The organism is Bacteroidia bacterium (assembly GCA_033391075.1).
In the GTDB taxonomy this organism is placed as follows: Bacteria; Bacteroidota; Bacteroidia; order J057; family J057; genus JAWPMV01.
In genome coordinates, this window is record JAWPMV010000001.1 from 4,882,305 (window position 1) to 4,900,108 (window position 17,804).

The following is a 17,804-nucleotide window of genomic DNA, read 5'->3' on the forward strand; positions in this document are numbered from 1 at the left end:
AACTCTATTCACACATGAGATTTTTACTACTACTATTACTAATCCTGGGGCCTTATAGCCTGGGGGCTCAAACTTCCACCCTTCAGGATCCCTCTTCCCTGCTCAATGCGAGAAATCCAGAAGCTGAAGGTATGTCTTCAGAACGCCTCGCCAGACTGGATAAGATGTTTGAGGAAGCTATCGAAAAGCAGGAAATTCCAGGTGCAGTTGCGCTCATCGCAAGAAATGGGAAGATCGTTTATCACAAATCTTTTGGGATGGTGGATAATGAAGCCGGAAGGAAAGCAAAAAATAATGACATCTTTCGCATTGCCTCTCAAACAAAAGCCATTACCTCAACTGCCGTTATGATGTTGTGGGAAGAAGGCCACTTCCGTTTGGACGATCCCATTTCAAAATGGATTCCAGAGTTTAAAAATCCCAAAGTCCTCAAAAACTACAATTACACCAATAAGAGCTACACCACCGAGCCCGCTAAAAGCGAGATTACGATTCGCCAATTGCTCAACCATACCTCAGGCATTGGATATGGAGTCATCGATGCGGACGAGAGGATAAAACTTATTTATGAGAAAGCAGGAATTACTGACCTCTACACAACAGAAGATATTAGCATTGAGCAAAGCGTAAAGAAGTTGGCAAAACTTCCTTTACATCATCATCCGGGTGAAAACTTTGTCTACAGTGAAGGCCTGGATGTACTGGGTTATTTCATTGAGATTGTATCCGGCATGAGTTTCTCTGAATTCCTCGAAAGCAGATTATTCAAACCTTTGGGAATGAATGACACCTATTTTTATCTCCCCGATAGCAAAGCCGATCGTTTGGTAAAAGTTCAGCATAAGCGAGAAGGCCAATGGAAAAACTTCCCGGTTACCTTTTATGATCCGGCCTATCCTATCAAAGGTGCCAAACGATTTTATTCGGGAGGTGCAGGCCTGAGTAGTACGGCAAAGGATTATGCAAGCTTCCTCCAAATGTACCTCAATGGGGGCCATCTCAATGGAGTCCGCATTCTCAGCAGAACCACCGTCAATTCCATTATGGGAAATTCTCTGGGAGACTTAAAAGTATGGGGAGGCAATGGTTCGCATTATGGATTGGCATTTGGAGTTGTCAATAAGATTGGAGAGACACAAGGAGGCAATGGAAGTGAAGGCACCTTTAGTTGGGGCGGCTATTTCAACACCCAATACTTTGCTGATCCTAAAGAGAATGTTATCGGTGTGCTGATGAAGCAAACCCAACAAAGCGTAGATAATACCGGCTGGAAATTCAGGCAAATGGTATTTACGGCCATAGATGACTGAGCTTCCTGGAACTCACCCCCAGCTTAATAAGCCTTTCCCATCTCTTTAAAAGAGAGGGGGACCGAGGGGGTGAGTTGACCAAACACAAATGATTCATTTATGACTTTACTCTTATGAAAGCAAACATCAAATACATAATCATCAGCCTTCTACTCTTAGGAGGGCAGAATCTTTTAGCCCAAAACCTCATTTTTAATAATGTCTCACTAGTAGACGGACTTTCTTCAACTGCTCAACCCAATATGAGCCTCAAAGTGCAGGATGGGAAAATAGTTTCTATCCAGTCCGGAAAAATGGATGATGAAGAGGGATTTACCCTCATTGATCTGAGAGGCAAATATATGATGCCCGGCATGATAGATTCCCATGTCCATTTGAGAAATTTCTCGGCTGCAAAGACAGCTCTATATTCCGGCGTTACTACCGTTCGTAGTATGGGCGTATCTCATTTTATGGATGTAGGGATGCGGGAGTTGGCGAAAGAAGGTGCGATAGAATCGCCGGAAGTTTTGGCTGCAGGCTATCATGTAAGGCCCACAATGGCAGATGGATTTTATATGGATAGACCTGATTTGGCATATTTGAAAAAAGACGGCATACATGGAATCAAAGTTATCAGTTTGACAGGACAGGCCATGATCGATAGAAAGGTGGATTGGATCAAGACCAATGCCACAGCCCGTGCAGGTCTCCCTAATACAGATCCACGTGAGCCCTATTTTGATGTGGATGAATTGAAAGCTTTGGTAGAGACCGGCCAAAAAGCAGGTGTACCTGTTGCCGCTCATGCTCATGGAGATGAAGGGGGTTTTGCGGCGGTTGCAGCTGGAGTAAAAAGCATAGAACATGGAACCTATCTAAGTCCCAAAACGCTGGATTTAATGAAAGAAAAAGGGACCTATCTGGTTCCTACCATTGCCATTGTTTCTGACCTCAAAGAACCGGGAGGAGACTATGATATCCCCTTGCTGGCTGTCAGAGGCCGTCATATGCTACCACGAATCAGAGAGACAGCTAAAATGGCCTATGAGAAAGGAGTAAAGATCATTGCGGCTACGGATACGGGATATGATCCCAATAGTGTTATGAGGCTGGGGCTTGAACTGGAAGAATTTGTAGCCCTGGGAATGAGTCCTTTCGAAGCAATCCAGGCAGCAACTTCTAAAGCCGCTAAATTTCTCGAAGTCGATGACCATACAGGTAGTATCCAAAAAGGCCTGGAGGCAGATCTTTTAATCATGGAAAACAATCCACTGGAAAATATTGGAGCCATTCATGACCCCTTGATGGTGGTGAACAATGGCAAGATCGTTGTAGACCGAATTTTTACTAAATAAAGAACCTATATCCAATGAGAGCTATTCTAATCACGCTATTAGTTTCATTGCTCCTTCCCGGGAGTCTTTTCAGCCAAAGAACTCAAAAACCCGTTCTCCATGCGAAGCATTGGTTAGCCATTACAGGAAAGCCTTTAGGAGCCAGTGCGGGAGCCAAAATATTCAATGATGGCGGAAATGCTGTCGATGCAGCCTGTGCCATGCTAGGAGCGACAGCGACTATGTGGGATGTATTGAGTTGGGGAGGAGAAACCCAGGCCCTGATTTATAATCCGAAAACCAAAAAGGTAATAGGAATAAATGCTTTGGGAGTTGCTCCTTCAGGTGCTACTCCTGAGTTTTTCCTGGAAAAGGATATGAAGTATCCTCCGGCCTTTGGTCCGCTTGCAGCAGTAACCCCCGGAACGCCCGGAGGCCTGATGACTATGTTGGCCGAGTATGGTACGATGAGCCTGAAAGAAATTCTGGCACCGGCCATGGAAATGGCAGAAGGCTATCCCATCGAAGGGCAAACGGCCGACAATATCGAAAGGAACAAGGAGCGCATCAAAGAGTGGCCCTATTCAAAAAAGGTATTTCTTACGCATTTGGGAGAAGAAAGAGAAGCTCCGAATGCTGGAGAAATTTTCGTCCAAAAAGATCTACTAAATACTTTGCAAAAACTGGTAGATGCGGAAGCAGATGCACTCAAAAAAGGTAAATCTCGCAAAGAAGCCATCTATGCAGCTTACAATCGTTTTTACAAGGGAGATATAGCGGAGGAATTGGTGAGGGGGACACAAGAACAAGGTGGGCTTATCACAAAAGAAGATCTTGCAAATTGGAAGGTATATATCGAAGAGCCGGATATGACGACTTATAAGGGAATCGAAGTATATAAGCTCACCTCCTGGGTGCAAGGCCCTGTATTGCTCCAGGCCCTAAATATGGTTGAGCAACTGGATATGTCTTGTATGGACTATAATACAGCTCGCTATGTACATGCCTTGTATCAGGTCATGAATATGAGTTTTGCGGATAGAGATTTTTATTATGGAGATCCTTACTACGCTCCGGCAGAACCGATGAAAGGACTTTTGTCGAAAGAATATGCAAAAGAACGGGTGGAGCAGATCAATTGGGAGAAAAATGAGAAAGATGTAAAGCCCGGTGATCCTTATAAATTTCAGGAAGGTGAGAATCCTTATCTCGATTACCTCAAAGATTGGAACAATGACATTTCCGATTTGGGTCCCATCCGTTTTCAGGAAAATCAGGAATTCCCGCAGGATGAATCCTTTTATTATGGCACAACTTCGATTCAGGCTGCCGATGAAGAAGGCTGGGTCGTTTCGATTACGCCGAGTGGAGGCTGGGTTCCTGCTACCATTGCCGGAAATACGGGAGTCGGTTTGAGTCAGCGTATGCAAAGCTTTGTGTTGAAGAAAGAAGAGAATCCCTATAATGTAGTTGAGCCCGGCAAAAGACCGCGAGCTACTCTTACCCCCAGTATGGCTTTGAAAGACGGCAAGCCGTATATCTCATTTGCGGTACAGGGCGGAGATAGCCAGGATCAAAACCAATTGCAATTCTTTCTCAATATGGTGGAGTTCGATATGAATGTACAGGAAGCTGTAGAAGCCGCCAATATCAACAGCTTTCAAATGCGAGGATCATTTGGTGCGCATCCGATCCGACCCGGCGTGATGCTTATTCACGAATCTACTCCTCCCTGGACAAGAAAAAAGCTTAGAGAAATGGGCTACAAACTTGAAGTCCAGCCCAGAACTTCTGGCCCTATCAATGCCATCTTTTTCGACTGGCTGAATGGATCGATGTGGGGTGGCTCCAGCAATCATGGTGAGGATTATGGGATTGGGTGGTAGTGGCAAACAGGTGTTATGATTTATTGAGGGGCAGCTTATAAGCTGCCCCTACTGTTTTCTTCACAGAAAATTATCTATAACACTATCACTCCAACACTTTTATTAGCCTTTCTTTTGAGAAAGGCTAATAAAAAAAGCCCGGACAAATCGCCCGAGCTTTTATTTAGTGAATATAGCAATGCCTACTCAATAGGCTTATTCGTCTCAATCAGTCTATTCGGATCCATCACCTTCTTTTTCCCTTTGAGGATATTGCTAGGAGTTGGAATAAAGAGTCCGTGTTCAATCACCAGACGTATCCTTTCTCTTTGTCCATATGTATAAACACGCTCGCTGCCTCCGTAATCCATCAAATTATCCTTGGAAAAGGAATTACCCAGGCAATCTTCCGTAACATTCAGGAAGGCTCCATTGGGATTGTTGTAGGCATAGGTATCAGTAACATAATCCCCGTCCAGACTACAACCTACTTCAAACATATGATGCAGCCCCAAAAGGTGTCCCAATTCATGTGCAAGCGTTCCCACTGACATTCCTCCTCCATTTGGATTTAGGAAGACCCGATTATAAATAGGATCATTAGGTTCTGTATCTACAGAAGGAGCTCCCGGTAAATCTACCCCTAATAAAGTTGCCAGTTGAGCATTACCTGCAAAAGACCATCCATTGCCCGATCCCACAAAAATGTTGATGTATTTATTGGGATTCCAGTAATTTTCTCTGGCCAATTGTTCCATGCGGCCGAGGGTTATGGTTCCATTTCCTGCCTCAATCACGTGAATACCAGGTCCATCCAGGTTTTCTCCTGCCGGTGCAGTAGAAGCCATAGAGAATTTCACATAGGTATTGACCTTATTGGCATTATCTCCTGCTCTTAATACATCATCCGGTGAAATACCTGTATTGGAAAATAGGCGGTTGGTAGCCGAAATGAGGCTGGGAGCCAAAGACTTGAAATTATCGGTATTGATGAAGTGGAAAACTACAGGGAGATCAACTTCATCGAATTGTTTCTTCTCACGTACATACAATTTCTCGATGTTACTGGTCAGGCTTCCAAGTTTGAAGCTGAAATCGTATTCTCCTGCCTGATCAAACTGAAATCCTTCTTTTTTATCCTGAGCCACTCCGTCCAGCAACAACTTGATATCTTCATTCTGGGTCAGTTCAAACTCCTTCCCGTCAATAACCACCAACTGGCGAAAATCACCCGAGTAGGACCATGCATTATTGGTCAGGTAATTCACTCCATTATGTTGAAGCTTCAAACGTTCAACATCACTCTCATCAAAAGCCTCTACACGAAGAATGTTTGAGATAACTCCATTAGGAAGTACTCCTTTGATGGTATATCGCCCTTTATTAGCTGGGGCAAATATATTGTCTGCAAGGGTATCATTATTGGCGATATAGGTTACCGGCACATAACGAAGGGTATCAAAGAAGGTAGTTAATACTTCACTGCTCAATGAGATGGGCGCATCATTGGCGACATAGAAATCCTTGTCAGCATAGATATTGAGATAGCGGGCAGAAAGATTCTCGTAGATGTCTTCCATTCCACGAGGATTTTGATTGTTGCACGCAGCCAGCAGGAAAAGCGAGACGACTAGACTAAAATATTTTTTCATCTTTAGAACATATAAGAGACTGTCAGAGAACTTCCTTTAGACTTGATTACTGCAGGTCCAATGAAGGCTTCAGCGACATTGTTTAGGGAATTGTAGAGATTTAGGTTGAGAATGTAGCGCTGGTACCGAAGGCCCAGCTGCAATTGCAAGCCATAATTCAGGCTACTGAAAAGATCTTCTTCAAAAAATACATCATCTGGTGTCGAAGATACGCTTTCATTCAAATTATAAGCAGCATATCCTCCAATACCCGCTGAGACTTTAAATTTGTCAACATCAAAAGTATAAATGGCTGGAATGGCTGCCAGACGAAGGGCGTTGAAGCTCACTTTGGTTTCAACGCTTTGGGCATCATCAGCAAAGGTTTCATTTGCTCCATAAATGCTGTATCCCAGATACAGACGGGACTCAAAGTTTCCATTTTGAACAAGAGGAAAATCAATGCCTGCTTCAAAGCCAAAAAGGGAACCAGAATCAAAAGGGAGGGAGGGAAATCCAGTGCGATAGAATGTAGACTGTGTGAGACCGGCATAAACACCGATCTTTGATACTTTTTCCTGTTCTTGATCTTGAGAGAAACTTAGGGAAACCAAAGACAGGAAAAGCACCGATAGGATTACTTTTTTCATTCTTCGAAGATAATTGCTAGTTAGATTAAGTTGCAAAAAAATTGTACGAATTTTCGTCCCTTAGGGGACAATCCAACATATAAATCAGGTTTTAGCGGGGAGTGCTTACTTAATAACTTTATGTAGTAGACAATGTTCTTTATGAATACCCGAACACTCGTTAGCCTAAATTTACGACCTTCAGTAATTCTTATCAATTTTTTAGCAATAAAGCATTCATTTTTTAGGGTTTCCAGACCAAAAAAAAGCCCCTCTTTGTTAAGAAAGGGACCAGTAAGTTTTTTCGCAACTGCCTTAAAAAGGCTGGAATTATCCTTTTTCTAATTCTTTAATCTCGGAAAGGAGTATTTCTGTATTTCCCATCTTTCTTCGGTAAAATCTCCCATACCATATCCCAACAGGAATGCCAATCAGGGCACATGCCCCCACCGTAATCCCCAGTAGCCAGCTACTCTCATACAAATCTACTCCAAATCCCGTCCATAGAATGATGGGCCAAATAGCGAGTAACAGAATCGCTCCCAATACAATCTCCCATCTTCCAACCAGGCTGCGATAGTGTTGGAGTGCATAAAAACGTTTCTGGAGTTCCAGTACGGAGGCGCTTCTTTCGTCCAAGCGCTTGATCTTGCTGATCCTAAGCACCGCAAAATATATCAGGAAAGCTGCACTTCCAGCTGCGATAAATCCAGGCAAGCTAAACCTGAATTCATCAAGCAAAGCAAAAGATACTGCCCCTAAGTATATAACAAACATTGCAGTCAATATGCTACTTAATATTTCTGAGAAAAGGGGTCTGCTTAACTCCCTTTTTGCCTGGGTCAATTTCAGTTCACGGAGCAGTTCTTCCTGCAACTTGAGGTTCTGCTCTAATTTTGTATTGTGTTGAGCCCAAAGGCTTTCCATTTTTTCTAAATCCATGATCTTCACTTGAATAATTTTACACGATCTTTCAATTTCTTTTTGATACGGCTAATCTTGCTGGACACATTGGTTTCTGTAATGCCCAGAATCTCGGCGATCTCTTTTTGTTTGATCCCATCCAGATACAATAAGATCAAGGCCTTCTCATTGTCATTTAGCTGATTGATAAATCTATATAAGAGGCTTATTTGCTCTTCATATGCTTCATCTTTCTCCTCGTTCTGAATGGATAAGAGCGAATGATCCCAAAAGCTCCGGTTTACTCTATGACGGGAATGGTTTCGGTAAAACATAATCGCTGTATTCAAAGCCACCTTATACATCCAGGTCGAAATCTTTACCCGCCCATCAAAACGCCCCATCGACTTCCACAGTTGCAAGAAGATTTCCTGCTCAAGGTCCTTTCTATCTGTTGGGTCCGAACAGTAGGAATGGCAGATCTTATAAATCAGGCTTCGATGCTGCTTAATGATTTCTATGAACGTTTCCTTTTCCAAATCTTAGAATAAGTCTTTTGCTTCATTATTAGAGAAATTAGAGATTTCCTCACAGGCAAAGAGGATTTTTTTTCTTTCTATGACCAACTACTGAAATAAGTCCTTAATTTTCTTGTTATATTAGCATATAAGCTATATGCTGCTCTTCCCTAATCAGGCAGATATTTTGAAACATTCTTTTGAGTTCCTATTCTTTTATGTTTAGGGGTACTCTTCATGGCTTTATAAGATCATAAGGAATAGTAATGAGCGGAAGAAAGCGAAAATCAAAAAAAAGAAGAAAAACTCGTCATAAAGGGAAAAAAGGGGTCCAACATCCCGAGATTCTGGAAAGCCAAGATTCGAACAAAGTCAACTTTGCCAAACCGAATGGCGATAGAAATACCATAATTCAAGATGTTGAAGATTCAGAAATTCACATTTCTGAAAATACCTACAATTACAATGCTCCTATTTCTTTTCGAGCAGATGCGATTCAGGCAGAAATTCTTCAGTATCAACAAAAAATCGAGATAAAATACGATACTGGGGCGGTAGTTCAAGTACCTAACATTAGCGAATTTTTTGCTGCTAGATTTACCAAGGACAAATCCAAAAGAAGGTACCAGGATTATCTGGATCATAGAATTCTAAAATATGTATCTCGGGTAGAATTTAAGAAAAGAGATATGACTCCTGAATCTTTTATAGATGAGGAAAATATTTACTCAGGATTAGAAAAAAAGTTAGGCAGTATCATAATAGGTAAAGGAGGAACCGGAAAAACAAGGACGATGTATGAAGTAGGTTTGTATGCCGAACGAAAAGGCTGGACTACTTTAGCTATTAAGTCAGACTTTAAACATATAGAAGCTTTATTGGCTTCTTTAAGTCCAGACCCCCAAAAGAAGTATCTGCTGGTGTTTGATTATATCGAAGAAAGTGAATGCTTTGAGAAAGCAGTGAAACATATAATCGAAGAAAAAAGAGACGACTCTATAAAAATTTTAGCGAACTGCAGAAAATCTTTTGAAACTACTCTAAGATCAATTTTCTACTCTGGTCGACAATTATTTGATTTCTTCGACTTTACGGATCCCCAAAACAAAGAAAGCGAATATTATTACCATCGCTATGTCGCAAGCCGGATTACTTACCCGGTAATAAATAAACTTAACCTAAATCATACAAACGAGAAGAAAAAGCTTTTTTATAAACTTAGACCCTCCTTCGCGGTATTTTTGAGATTCTTATCTGATATTGGGAGTGACGAAATAAATCTTACTGAATTTAATAGTTTTGAAGACTGGCTGATTAAAAGATTCAGATTAACTGCAAAAAACCAAGATTATTCTGTAGATAGTTTGACCCGTCAGTTATCTTTGCTTCCGGTCTTTGAGGAGAACATTGATAGTTTTTTAGACCGATTTTCAGTAAGCGAAAAATTTTTGACTGATGGTTGGTTACAAGAAATCAAATTATATGGAAAAGACCGTCTCGATGCCGTTCATGATACGGTTAAAGATGTCTTACTATTACATTTTCTAAAATCAAATACCAATCAGGAAAGAGCACTTGTTAGAAAAATAAGTCATCATCTAGATTTCTCTCTAGAAAATGGCGGAATTAAAAACTGGTTCAGATCATATGAAAGAATTTTAGATGACCCTATCTGGGAAAACTATTCCAATTTCTTTCACTCTTTTTTTAGCAAGTATTTAAAAAAATCTGGTTCTGACTTATTAAATCCTTATTACCTTATAAATTCAGCCTTATTAAACGAACAAGAGAAATTCGAACTAATAACAAATAATGAAAAATTCTTTTCTGACTATGTTCTTACTGAGTCGTTCGGGATGCAACTTCAGTTTGCATTAAATTATTATAGCAAATCGACAAATAAAGAAAGGACTCCTACAAATTTGCAGGATATAGCGCAAAATTGGGTACAGCAAAACACTCACATTCTTAAATCAGGTATACTGGCTGACAAAATTATTTCAACCTATTTAAACAAGTTTGGGATTGATGAATTTATTCTTCCAATATTTCAAGATTTTATAACTAATGGGGACCATGAATTTGGAAACTTTACCATAAACTCGTGGTTAAGACATGGAGGAGAGCCCGATTCAATAAAAACATTTCTATTTAAGTACTTGGAATTACATGACAAAGAAGAAGGTGCCAATTATGTGATAGGTTCGTGGATTAAATATGGCGGAGATTCTTTAAAAATTAAGCGCCATATTGAGAATCATTTCTTAGAGAATATCCAAAAACCAAACAGCAAATTCATTTTATTTGCATGGCTAGAAAAAAAATATGCCCCTGAATTCATCAACACTTTTTTAGGGCAGTATTTTGAATCAAATAAAGCTGAGTCCGGGATCATTCAGCTCTTACAAAAATCAGAACATCCACAAAAAAACGACTGGATCTCAAATGTAAAACAAGAGCTAGGGCACAGCCTTGAAAAGGTAGACCAAGTAGATTCATTTTATATCCAAAGTTACCTTGGTCAAGGAGGGGATATAGCCAAAATTCGAGAGTTCGTTATTGCTTACCTCGAGAAAAACGCTCAGGAAAAAGAAGCTCAATTTGTTTTTAAAGCGTGGCTGGATAATGGGGGTGATACACAAAGCATTCGAGCATTCCTCATTGCTTACCTCGAGAAAAACGCTCAGGAAAAAGAAGCTCAATTTGTTTTTAAAGCGTGGCTGGATAATGGGGGTGATACACAAAGCATTCGAGCATTCCTCATCGCTTACCTCGAGAAAAACGCTCAGGAAAAAGAAGCTCAATTTGCTATCAATGCATGGTTGAATAATGGAGGGGATACGGCCGGAATTCAAGAGTTCGTCATTACTTACCTCGAGAAAAACGCTCAGGAAAAAGAAGCTCAATTTGTTTTTAAAGCGTGGCTGGATAATGGGGGTGATACACAAAGCATTCGAGCATTCCTCATTGCTTACCTCGAGAAAAACGCTCAGGAAAAAGAAGCTCCCTTTGTTATCCAACCTTGGTTAGATAATGGGGGTGATACACAAAGCATTCGAGCATTCCTCATTGCTTACCTCGAGAAAAACGCTCAGGAAAAAGAAGCTCAATTTGTTTTTAAAGCGTGGCTGGATAATGGGGGTGATACACAAAGCATTCGAGCATTTCTCATTGCTTACCTCGAGAAAAACGCTCAGGAAAAAGAAGCTCAATTTGTTTTTAAAGCGTGGCTGGATAATGGGGGTAATACACAAAGCATTCGAGCATTCCTCATTGCTTACCTCGAGAAAAACGCTCAGGAAAAAGAAGCTCAATTTGTTTTTAAAGCGTGGCTGGATAATGGGGGTAATACACAAAGCATTCGAGCATTCCTCATTGCTTACCTCGAGAAATACGCTCAGGAAAAAGAAGCTCCCTTTGTTATACAACCTTGGTTGAATAATGGAGGAGATATTGAAAGCATTCGAGCATTCCTCATTGCTTACCTCGAGAAAAACGCTCAGGAAAAAGAAGCTCAATTTGTTTTTAAAGCGTGGCTGGATAATGGGGGTGATACACAAAGCATTCGAGCATTCCTCATTGCTTACCTCAAGAAAAACGCTCAGGAAAAAGAAGCTCAATTTGCTATCAATGCATGGTTGAATAATGGAGGGGATACGGCCGGAATTCAAGAGTTCCTCATTGCTTACCTCGAGAAAAACGCTCAGGAAAAAGAAGCTCAATTTGTTTTTAAAGCGTGGCTGGATAATGAGGGTGATACACAAAGCATTCGAGCATTTCTTATTTCTTACCTCGAGAAAAACGCTCAGGAAAAAGAAGCTCAATTTGTTTTTAAAGCGTGGCTGGATAATGGGGGTAATACACAAAGCATTCGAGCATTCCTCATTGCTTACCTCGAGAAATACGCTCAGGAAAAAGAAGCTCCCTTTGTTATACAACCTTGGTTGAATAATGGAGGAGATATTGAAAGCATTCGAGCATTCCTCATTGCTTACCTCGAGAAATACGCTCAGGAAAAAGAAGCTCGATTTGTTATACAACCTTGGTTGAATAATGGAGGAGATATTGAAAGCATTCGAGCATTCCTCATTGCTTACCTCGAGAAAAACGCTCAGGAAAAAGAAGCTCGATTTGTTTTTAAAGCGTGGCTGGATAATGGGGGTGATACACAAAGCATTCGAGCATTCCTCATTGCTTACCTCGAGAAAAACGCTCAGGAAAAAGAAGCTCCCTTTGTTATACAACCTTGGTTAGATAATGGGGGTGATACACAAAGCATTCGAGCATTCCTCATTGCTTACCTCGAGAAAAACGCTCAGGAAAAAGAAGCTCAATTTGTTTTTAAAGCGTGGCTGGATAATGGGGGTGATACACAAAGCATTCGAGCATTCCTCATTGCTTACCTCGAGAAAAACGCTCAGGAAAAAGAAGCTCAATTTGTTTTTAAAGCGTGGCTGGATAATGGGGGTAATACACAAAGCATTCGAGCATTCCTCATTGCTTACCTCGAGAAAAACGCTCAGGAAAAAGAAGCTCAATTTGTTTTTAAAGCGTGGCTGGATAATGGGGGTAATACACAAAGCATTCGAGCATTCCTCATTGCTTACCTCGAGAAAAACGCTCAGGAAAAAGAAGCTCAATTTGTTTTTAAAGCGTGGCTGGATAATGGGGGTAATACACAAAGCATTCGAGCATTCCTCATTGCTTACCTCGAGAAAAACGCTCAGGAAAAAGAAGCTCAATTTGCTATCAATGCATGGTTGAATAATGGAGGGGATACGGCCGGAATTCAAGAGTTCGTCATTACTTACCTCGAGAAAAACGCTCAGGAAAAAGAAGCTCCCTTTGTTATACAACCTTGGTTGAATAATGGGGGTGATACACAAAGCATTCGAGCATTCCTCATTGCTTACCTCGAGAAAAACGCTCAGGAAAAAGAAGCTCAATTTGTTTTTAAAGCGTGGCTGGATAATGGGGGTGATACACAAAGCATTCGAGCATTCCTCATTGCTTACCTCGAGAAAAACGCTCAGGAAAAAGAAGCTCAATTTGCTATCAATGCATGGTTGAATAATGGAGGGGATACGGCCGGAATTCAAGAGTTCGTCATTACTTACCTCGAGAAAAACGCTCAGGAAAAAGAAGCTCAATTTGCTATCAATGCATGGTTGAATAATGGAGGGGATACGGCCGGAATTCAAGAGTTCGTCATTACTTACCTCGAGAAAAACGCTCAGGAAAAAGAAGCTCAATTTGTTTTTAAAGCGTGGCTGGATAATGGGGGTAATATACAAAGCATTCGAGCATTCCTCATTGCTTACCTCGAGAAAAACGCTCAGGAAAAAGAAGCTCAATTTGTTTTTAAAGCGTGGCTGGATAATGGGGGTAATATACAAAGCATTCGAGCATTCCTCATTGCTTACCTCGAGAAAAACGCTCAGGAAAAAGAAGCTCCCTTTGTTATACAACCTTGGTTAGATAATGGGGGTGATACACAAAGCATTCGAGCATTCCTCATTGCTTACCTCGAGAAAAACGCTCAGGAAAAAGAAGCTCAATTCGCTATTAATGCATGGCTGAATCAGAGTGGGGATAAAGAATGTATCCAGGAGTTTCTCATTCAATACCTCGAGAATTACGCTCAGGAAAAAGAAGCACAATTTGTTTTTAAGGCATGGTTAGGAGCAGGTGGTTCATCCGAAATTATTTATCCATTTATTAAGATTCATTTAGAAATGAATTCCCTTGACTATATAGATTCTAAATACAGAGATTGGATTCTGGCAATTTATGATAGTCAATAGAGGTATTATTGAACAAGATTATCTACTAGGTTAATCTTATGAAAAACCGTAGAAAAGTAGCTCTCATCGGCATAGGAAATCTGGCGCATAGCCTTCTCCCGGCTCTCAGAAACTCAACTTGTGAGCTTCTCCAGCTTATCTCCAGAGATGAAGAGAAGCTCAAACGCTACCAAAAAGAGTATGATGTCCCGGAGATTACTAGCAAGCTTTCAGAGCTTCATCCTAATGCCGAATTGGTTTTTCTTTGCCTGCCTGACTCTCTCATTGAGCCTACAGCAATAGAACTGGCAAAGCTCAATAGGAAGCACAGTATCTTCCTCCACACATCGGGCAGTATTTCCCTACAAGCTTTGGAGAGTTTGGGCGAAAGAAGAGGGGTTTTCTATCCCATGCAGATCTTTACCAAAGACCGCATTACCCCTTTTGATGACTTGCCTTTATTTTTAGAAGGGAATGAGGAAGTTTTTCCAGTCATAGATGCCCTGGCGAAAACTATGTCACGCAAAGTCTTTCCCCTGGACTCGGAAGATCGACTCCGTCTCCACATGGGAGCCGTCATGGTCTGCAATTTCACCAATTACCTCTATCGCATGGCTGAGGAAAATTTACCGAAAAAGGAAGGCGTTCATTTTAATATCTACGAGCCCCTCATCAAAGAACATATCGATAAGGTCTTCAACTTTGGTCCCCAAAAAACACAAACCGGTCCTGCCATTAGAAAAGACCTTCCTACTATTCTTAAACATTTACAGCTATTAGAGGAAAAGGAATTTCAGCAGGATTTGTATTGGGAGATGAGTAAGTTGATTAGGCCTGATCTTGAGATCTAATTTTAGATTTTCTTTTTCTTTAGATGGTGTTTCTTCTTCTTTTCCCTTAGATGGAAAAGAAGCAAAAGATCAAGCTGCTGCAAAGCCTCCCGCATTCCAGCCCCCGCACCCGATGCAGCAGCCTGGCCCCGTCGCGCTCGGGTAGTTGGTTGGGATTGAGCTTGAGTTTAGGGGAATTCAGACAATAACGATCGCTAACACCCTGACACACTAATCCCCAAACACCTTTGCTTCTCCCAAGCGCGCCAGCTCGGAAGTGCCGATCGGGAAATGACGCGGCTATTGCGGCTGGACCCTGGCGCTGCGATTTTGGCTCTACCTTTTCTAAAAAGCTGGAAAGAAGCCCTAAGACCCCGCAAAATTCCGATCCTTCTTAACTACAAACTTCCCAAAATCAGCCAACTCAGCAGCTCCATTTAATTTACCTACAATCATGTCTCCTACTTTTGCCCGAAAATGCACCTGCTCAAACCAGTATTGCCGTTCGTCAATGATCGGTCGCACCTCACTAAAGTCCCAATAGTCTGTAATCTCAGCAAGCCGGGATTTGTATTCCTCAAACTTATTGGTCCTGACATCGGCGAGCTTCTTATGGTAGACAGGTAGATAAACGACTTGCAGCTCAATCCCTTGTTCCTCACAAAACTGTTTAATTTCCTTGATCGCGTAGAGAGATTCATCCATGCGAGGGAGTTTGAGCGGCCAGTCGATATCAAATTTCCAATCCGTCAGGTGGAGGTCCAGATTTTCCTCCACATAGTTTTCTCTTTCTGTTTTAAAGGGTATGCCTGTACCCTGGATGTCGTAGTTGACTAGAAAAGCTTTGTCTTTGTTGAGCGGATACCAGGCTTTCTTCAAGACGGAAAAATTGGGCATACGTAAGAGATATTTCGCCTGAAACTCTGTTCTTTTCAGCCAGGATTCTGAATAGGGTTTCCGTAAAAAGGAACTGTTCTGGTCATGGGTGCGGGTATAGCTAAATTCATCGAGACAGATGACTATGTTTTTGATCCGGTATCCCGTATTCGCTAATTGTTTCATGTCCTCCATCCACTCATAAGGCAAGCCCATAGAATAGGTCATATTGTAATACTTCCCGCTACGCATCTTTCGGCTATCTATATTCCCTACTTTCGAAGAACCAAAAATGAAGGAATCAAAGTCCCGCTTCTCTTCACTCAACCATTTCATTTTTGTAAAACGTTGATTGGGCTCTATTACCTGTTGGCTAAAGTCTTCCCGGAATATTCCAAAGGGATCAACCACATAGATCATCACAGGCATCAGCAGTAATGGCAGGGTGAACAACAATATGGATCGGAGAAATGCTTTCATTAGAATTGGAAATAGATAAAGGATTGTGGACTGGCGCCGTAGTTGAAAATGAGGTAAATCACCGTATAATAGAACATCCACCTACCCAGCCTCGGCAAGAAACTGAGTTCGAGAATGTATGCTCGATTTCGTTGTAACCATTCAAATACAAAGAATGCCAATACCCAGGGCATAAATTTGGCCTGAGCCAAAGGATCGGGTAAAGCAAATAGATCAGCACTGAACATGGCCCCGATGTATTGAGCGGCATGGCCAATAGATTCTGCCCGGAAAAATATATCTGTCAGTACGACAAAAGCGAATGTGATACAACCGCTGACTCCTGTCCACAGCAAAGGATGAAATTTCTTCTTCAACTTCCTCCGCCTTTTCTTTGTCAGGGTCTCGTAAGCCAGTGCAAGCGCATGTAAGAAGCCCCACATGACAAAGGTATAATTAGCTCCATGCCACAATCCACTGGTCGTAAAGGTGAATAGAATCGCAAAGAGGATCCCATAAGTGCCCCAGTTACGTCTCTTCAAAGCGATAGGAGTATAGATGTAGTCGATAAACCAGGTATTGAGAGAGATGTGCCAACGTCTCCAGAATTCGGAGATGGAAGAAGAGAAATAAGGCAACTTAAAATTATCAAGCAGCTTAAAGCCCAAGAGCCTCGCAGTACCTATGGCTATATCCGAATAGCCACTGAAGTCACCATATACCTGTACAGCAAAATAGATTCCTCCCAGCAACAATACACTCCCGGATAGTTCTTCACTGGAGCCAAAGATCTGATTGGCATAAATCGCACAATTGTCTGCGATTACGATCTTTTTGAATAAGCCCCATAAGATTTGTTTCAAAGCTCCGCGTGAAGCTTCATAATCAAATTTCCTTCTTTTGGAAAATTGAGGAAGCAGATTGGACGCCCGTTCGATAGGCCCGGCCACCAATTGCGGAAAGAAACTCACGAAGGTGAAAAAGGAAACCGGATCTTTGGAGGGTTCCAATTTTCTCCGGTAAATATCCAGGGTATAGGAAAGGGTCTGAAAAGTATAAAAACTGATCCCTACCGGAAGGATCAATTGCAAGCTGCTGTAATGCAGATTTAATCCAAAAACAGAGAAAGCATCAATAAAAGACTCGATGAAAAAATTGAAATATTTGAAGAGTCCCAACATGCCGAGGTTCAGCCCCAGACTTATATATAGCAAACTCTTTCTCCGCTTCGCCTCTTCTGTCTTTCCCAATTGCAGGCCGACCCAATAGTCTGTAATACTGCTCAATGCGATCAGGCCCAGAAAGCGCCAATCCCACCAACCATAAAAAGTATAGCTGGCAATGAGTAATAGGATATTCTGGCTTTGGATGCTTCGGCTCCCTTCAAATGGGCTCGAAACAGCTCCAGATAGCTTCTGGCCTGTATCAGCCGCTATGAGCTGTTTGCCTGTAAACCAAAGACGGACATCTTTCCAGGTAAACCAATAGAGCAGAAAGACTATTGGGAAAAATATGGCAAAGGTTAGTGAATTGAATAACATAAATTCAGTTTGGCTGAATATTCATACCAGACTCAAATTTATTTCATTAACCGAAATTTACAATTCAATAATTATACAATTTAATACATCGATTATTAAACGCTTTCCATAAAGAATAAGCCAGCTTGAAAAGAATTCAAACT

At 41.5% G+C, this 17,804-nt stretch carries 11 protein-coding genes; 5 read left to right on the plus strand and 6 right to left on the minus strand.

The window, feature by feature from the left end; translation table 11 throughout:
- The first annotated feature begins 14 nt into the window (after window positions 1-14).
- The 3 genes from R8P61_19445 (at window position 15) to R8P61_19455 (ending at window position 4,512) form a co-directional block, all read left to right on the plus strand.
- Window positions 15-1,310: a serine hydrolase domain-containing protein gene (locus tag R8P61_19445; protein MDW3649252.1), complete on the plus strand. Its 1,296-nt coding sequence runs from the start codon at window positions 15-17 to the stop codon at window positions 1,308-1,310.
- Window positions 1,311-1,423: 113 nt separating this feature from the next.
- Window positions 1,424-2,647: an amidohydrolase family protein gene (locus tag R8P61_19450; GenBank protein MDW3649253.1), complete on the plus strand. Its 1,224-nt coding sequence runs from the start codon at window positions 1,424-1,426 to the stop codon at window positions 2,645-2,647.
- Between the two features lie 14 nt (window positions 2,648-2,661).
- Window positions 2,662-4,512, plus strand: a complete 1,851-nt coding sequence (locus R8P61_19455; protein MDW3649254.1) for a gamma-glutamyltransferase — start codon at window positions 2,662-2,664, stop codon at window positions 4,510-4,512.
- Window positions 4,513-4,694: 182 nt separating this feature from the next.
- Here R8P61_19455 and R8P61_19460 read toward each other — a convergent pair whose 3' ends face one another.
- From R8P61_19460 to R8P61_19475, 4 genes are all read right to left on the minus strand, one after another.
- On the minus strand, window positions 4,695-6,071 hold the full coding sequence (locus R8P61_19460) for a M43 family zinc metalloprotease (protein MDW3649255.1): 1,377 nt from the start codon (window positions 6,069-6,071) through the stop codon (window positions 4,695-4,697).
- Window positions 6,072-6,145: 74 nt separating this feature from the next.
- On the minus strand, window positions 6,146-6,772 hold the full coding sequence (locus R8P61_19465) for an outer membrane beta-barrel protein (GenBank protein MDW3649256.1): 627 nt from the start codon (window positions 6,770-6,772) through the stop codon (window positions 6,146-6,148).
- Window positions 6,773-7,081: 309 nt separating this feature from the next.
- Complete coding sequence (locus R8P61_19470; GenBank protein MDW3649257.1) at window positions 7,082-7,693, minus strand: hypothetical protein; 612 nt, start codon at window positions 7,691-7,693, stop codon at window positions 7,082-7,084.
- Between the two features lie 5 nt (window positions 7,694-7,698).
- Complete coding sequence (locus tag R8P61_19475; GenBank protein ID MDW3649258.1) at window positions 7,699-8,193, minus strand: sigma-70 family RNA polymerase sigma factor; 495 nt, start codon at window positions 8,191-8,193, stop codon at window positions 7,699-7,701.
- Between the two features lie 245 nt (window positions 8,194-8,438).
- Between R8P61_19475 and R8P61_19480 the strand changes: the two genes are divergently transcribed.
- Together R8P61_19480 and R8P61_19485 are read left to right on the plus strand one after the other, a co-directional pair.
- Window positions 8,439-13,976, plus strand: a complete 5,538-nt coding sequence (locus R8P61_19480; GenBank protein ID MDW3649259.1) for a hypothetical protein — start codon at window positions 8,439-8,441, stop codon at window positions 13,974-13,976.
- Between the two features lie 38 nt (window positions 13,977-14,014).
- On the plus strand, window positions 14,015-14,806 hold the full coding sequence (locus R8P61_19485) for a DUF2520 domain-containing protein (GenBank protein ID MDW3649260.1): 792 nt from the start codon (window positions 14,015-14,017) through the stop codon (window positions 14,804-14,806).
- Between the two features lie 345 nt (window positions 14,807-15,151).
- On the opposite strand, the gene R8P61_19490 is transcribed toward R8P61_19485, so the two are convergent.
- Window positions 15,152-16,141 (minus strand): hypothetical protein, encoded by a 990-nt coding sequence (locus tag R8P61_19490; protein MDW3649261.1) that lies wholly within the window; start codon window positions 16,139-16,141, stop codon window positions 15,152-15,154.
- A complete protein-coding gene (locus tag R8P61_19495; protein ID MDW3649262.1) occupies window positions 16,141-17,661 on the minus strand; it encodes an MBOAT family O-acyltransferase in 1,521 nt (506 codons plus the stop codon). The genes R8P61_19490 and R8P61_19495 overlap by 1 nt, the downstream gene beginning before the upstream one ends.
- Between the last annotated feature and the right edge of the window lie 143 nt (window positions 17,662-17,804).

Coding starts and splice junctions, on each gene's coding strand:
- R8P61_19445 (MDW3649252.1), top strand. CDS start 15: ATGAGATTTTTACTACTACTATTACTAATCCTGGGGCCTTATAGCCTG.
- R8P61_19450 (MDW3649253.1), top strand. CDS start 1,424: ATGAAAGCAAACATCAAATACATAATCATCAGCCTTCTACTCTTAGGA.
- R8P61_19455 (MDW3649254.1), top strand. CDS start 2,662: ATGAGAGCTATTCTAATCACGCTATTAGTTTCATTGCTCCTTCCCGGG.
- R8P61_19460 (MDW3649255.1), bottom strand. CDS start 6,071: ATGGAAGACATCTACGAGAATCTTTCTGCCCGCTATCTCAATATCTAT.
- R8P61_19465 (MDW3649256.1), bottom strand. CDS start 6,772: ATGAAAAAAGTAATCCTATCGGTGCTTTTCCTGTCTTTGGTTTCCCTA.
- R8P61_19470 (MDW3649257.1), bottom strand. CDS start 7,693: ATGGATTTAGAAAAAATGGAAAGCCTTTGGGCTCAACACAATACAAAA.
- R8P61_19480 (MDW3649259.1), top strand. CDS start 8,439: ATGAGCGGAAGAAAGCGAAAATCAAAAAAAAGAAGAAAAACTCGTCAT.
- R8P61_19485 (MDW3649260.1), top strand. CDS start 14,015: ATGAAAAACCGTAGAAAAGTAGCTCTCATCGGCATAGGAAATCTGGCG.
- R8P61_19490 (MDW3649261.1), bottom strand. CDS start 16,141: ATGAAAGCATTTCTCCGATCCATATTGTTGTTCACCCTGCCATTACTG.
- R8P61_19495 (MDW3649262.1), bottom strand. CDS start 17,661: ATGTTATTCAATTCACTAACCTTTGCCATATTTTTCCCAATAGTCTTT.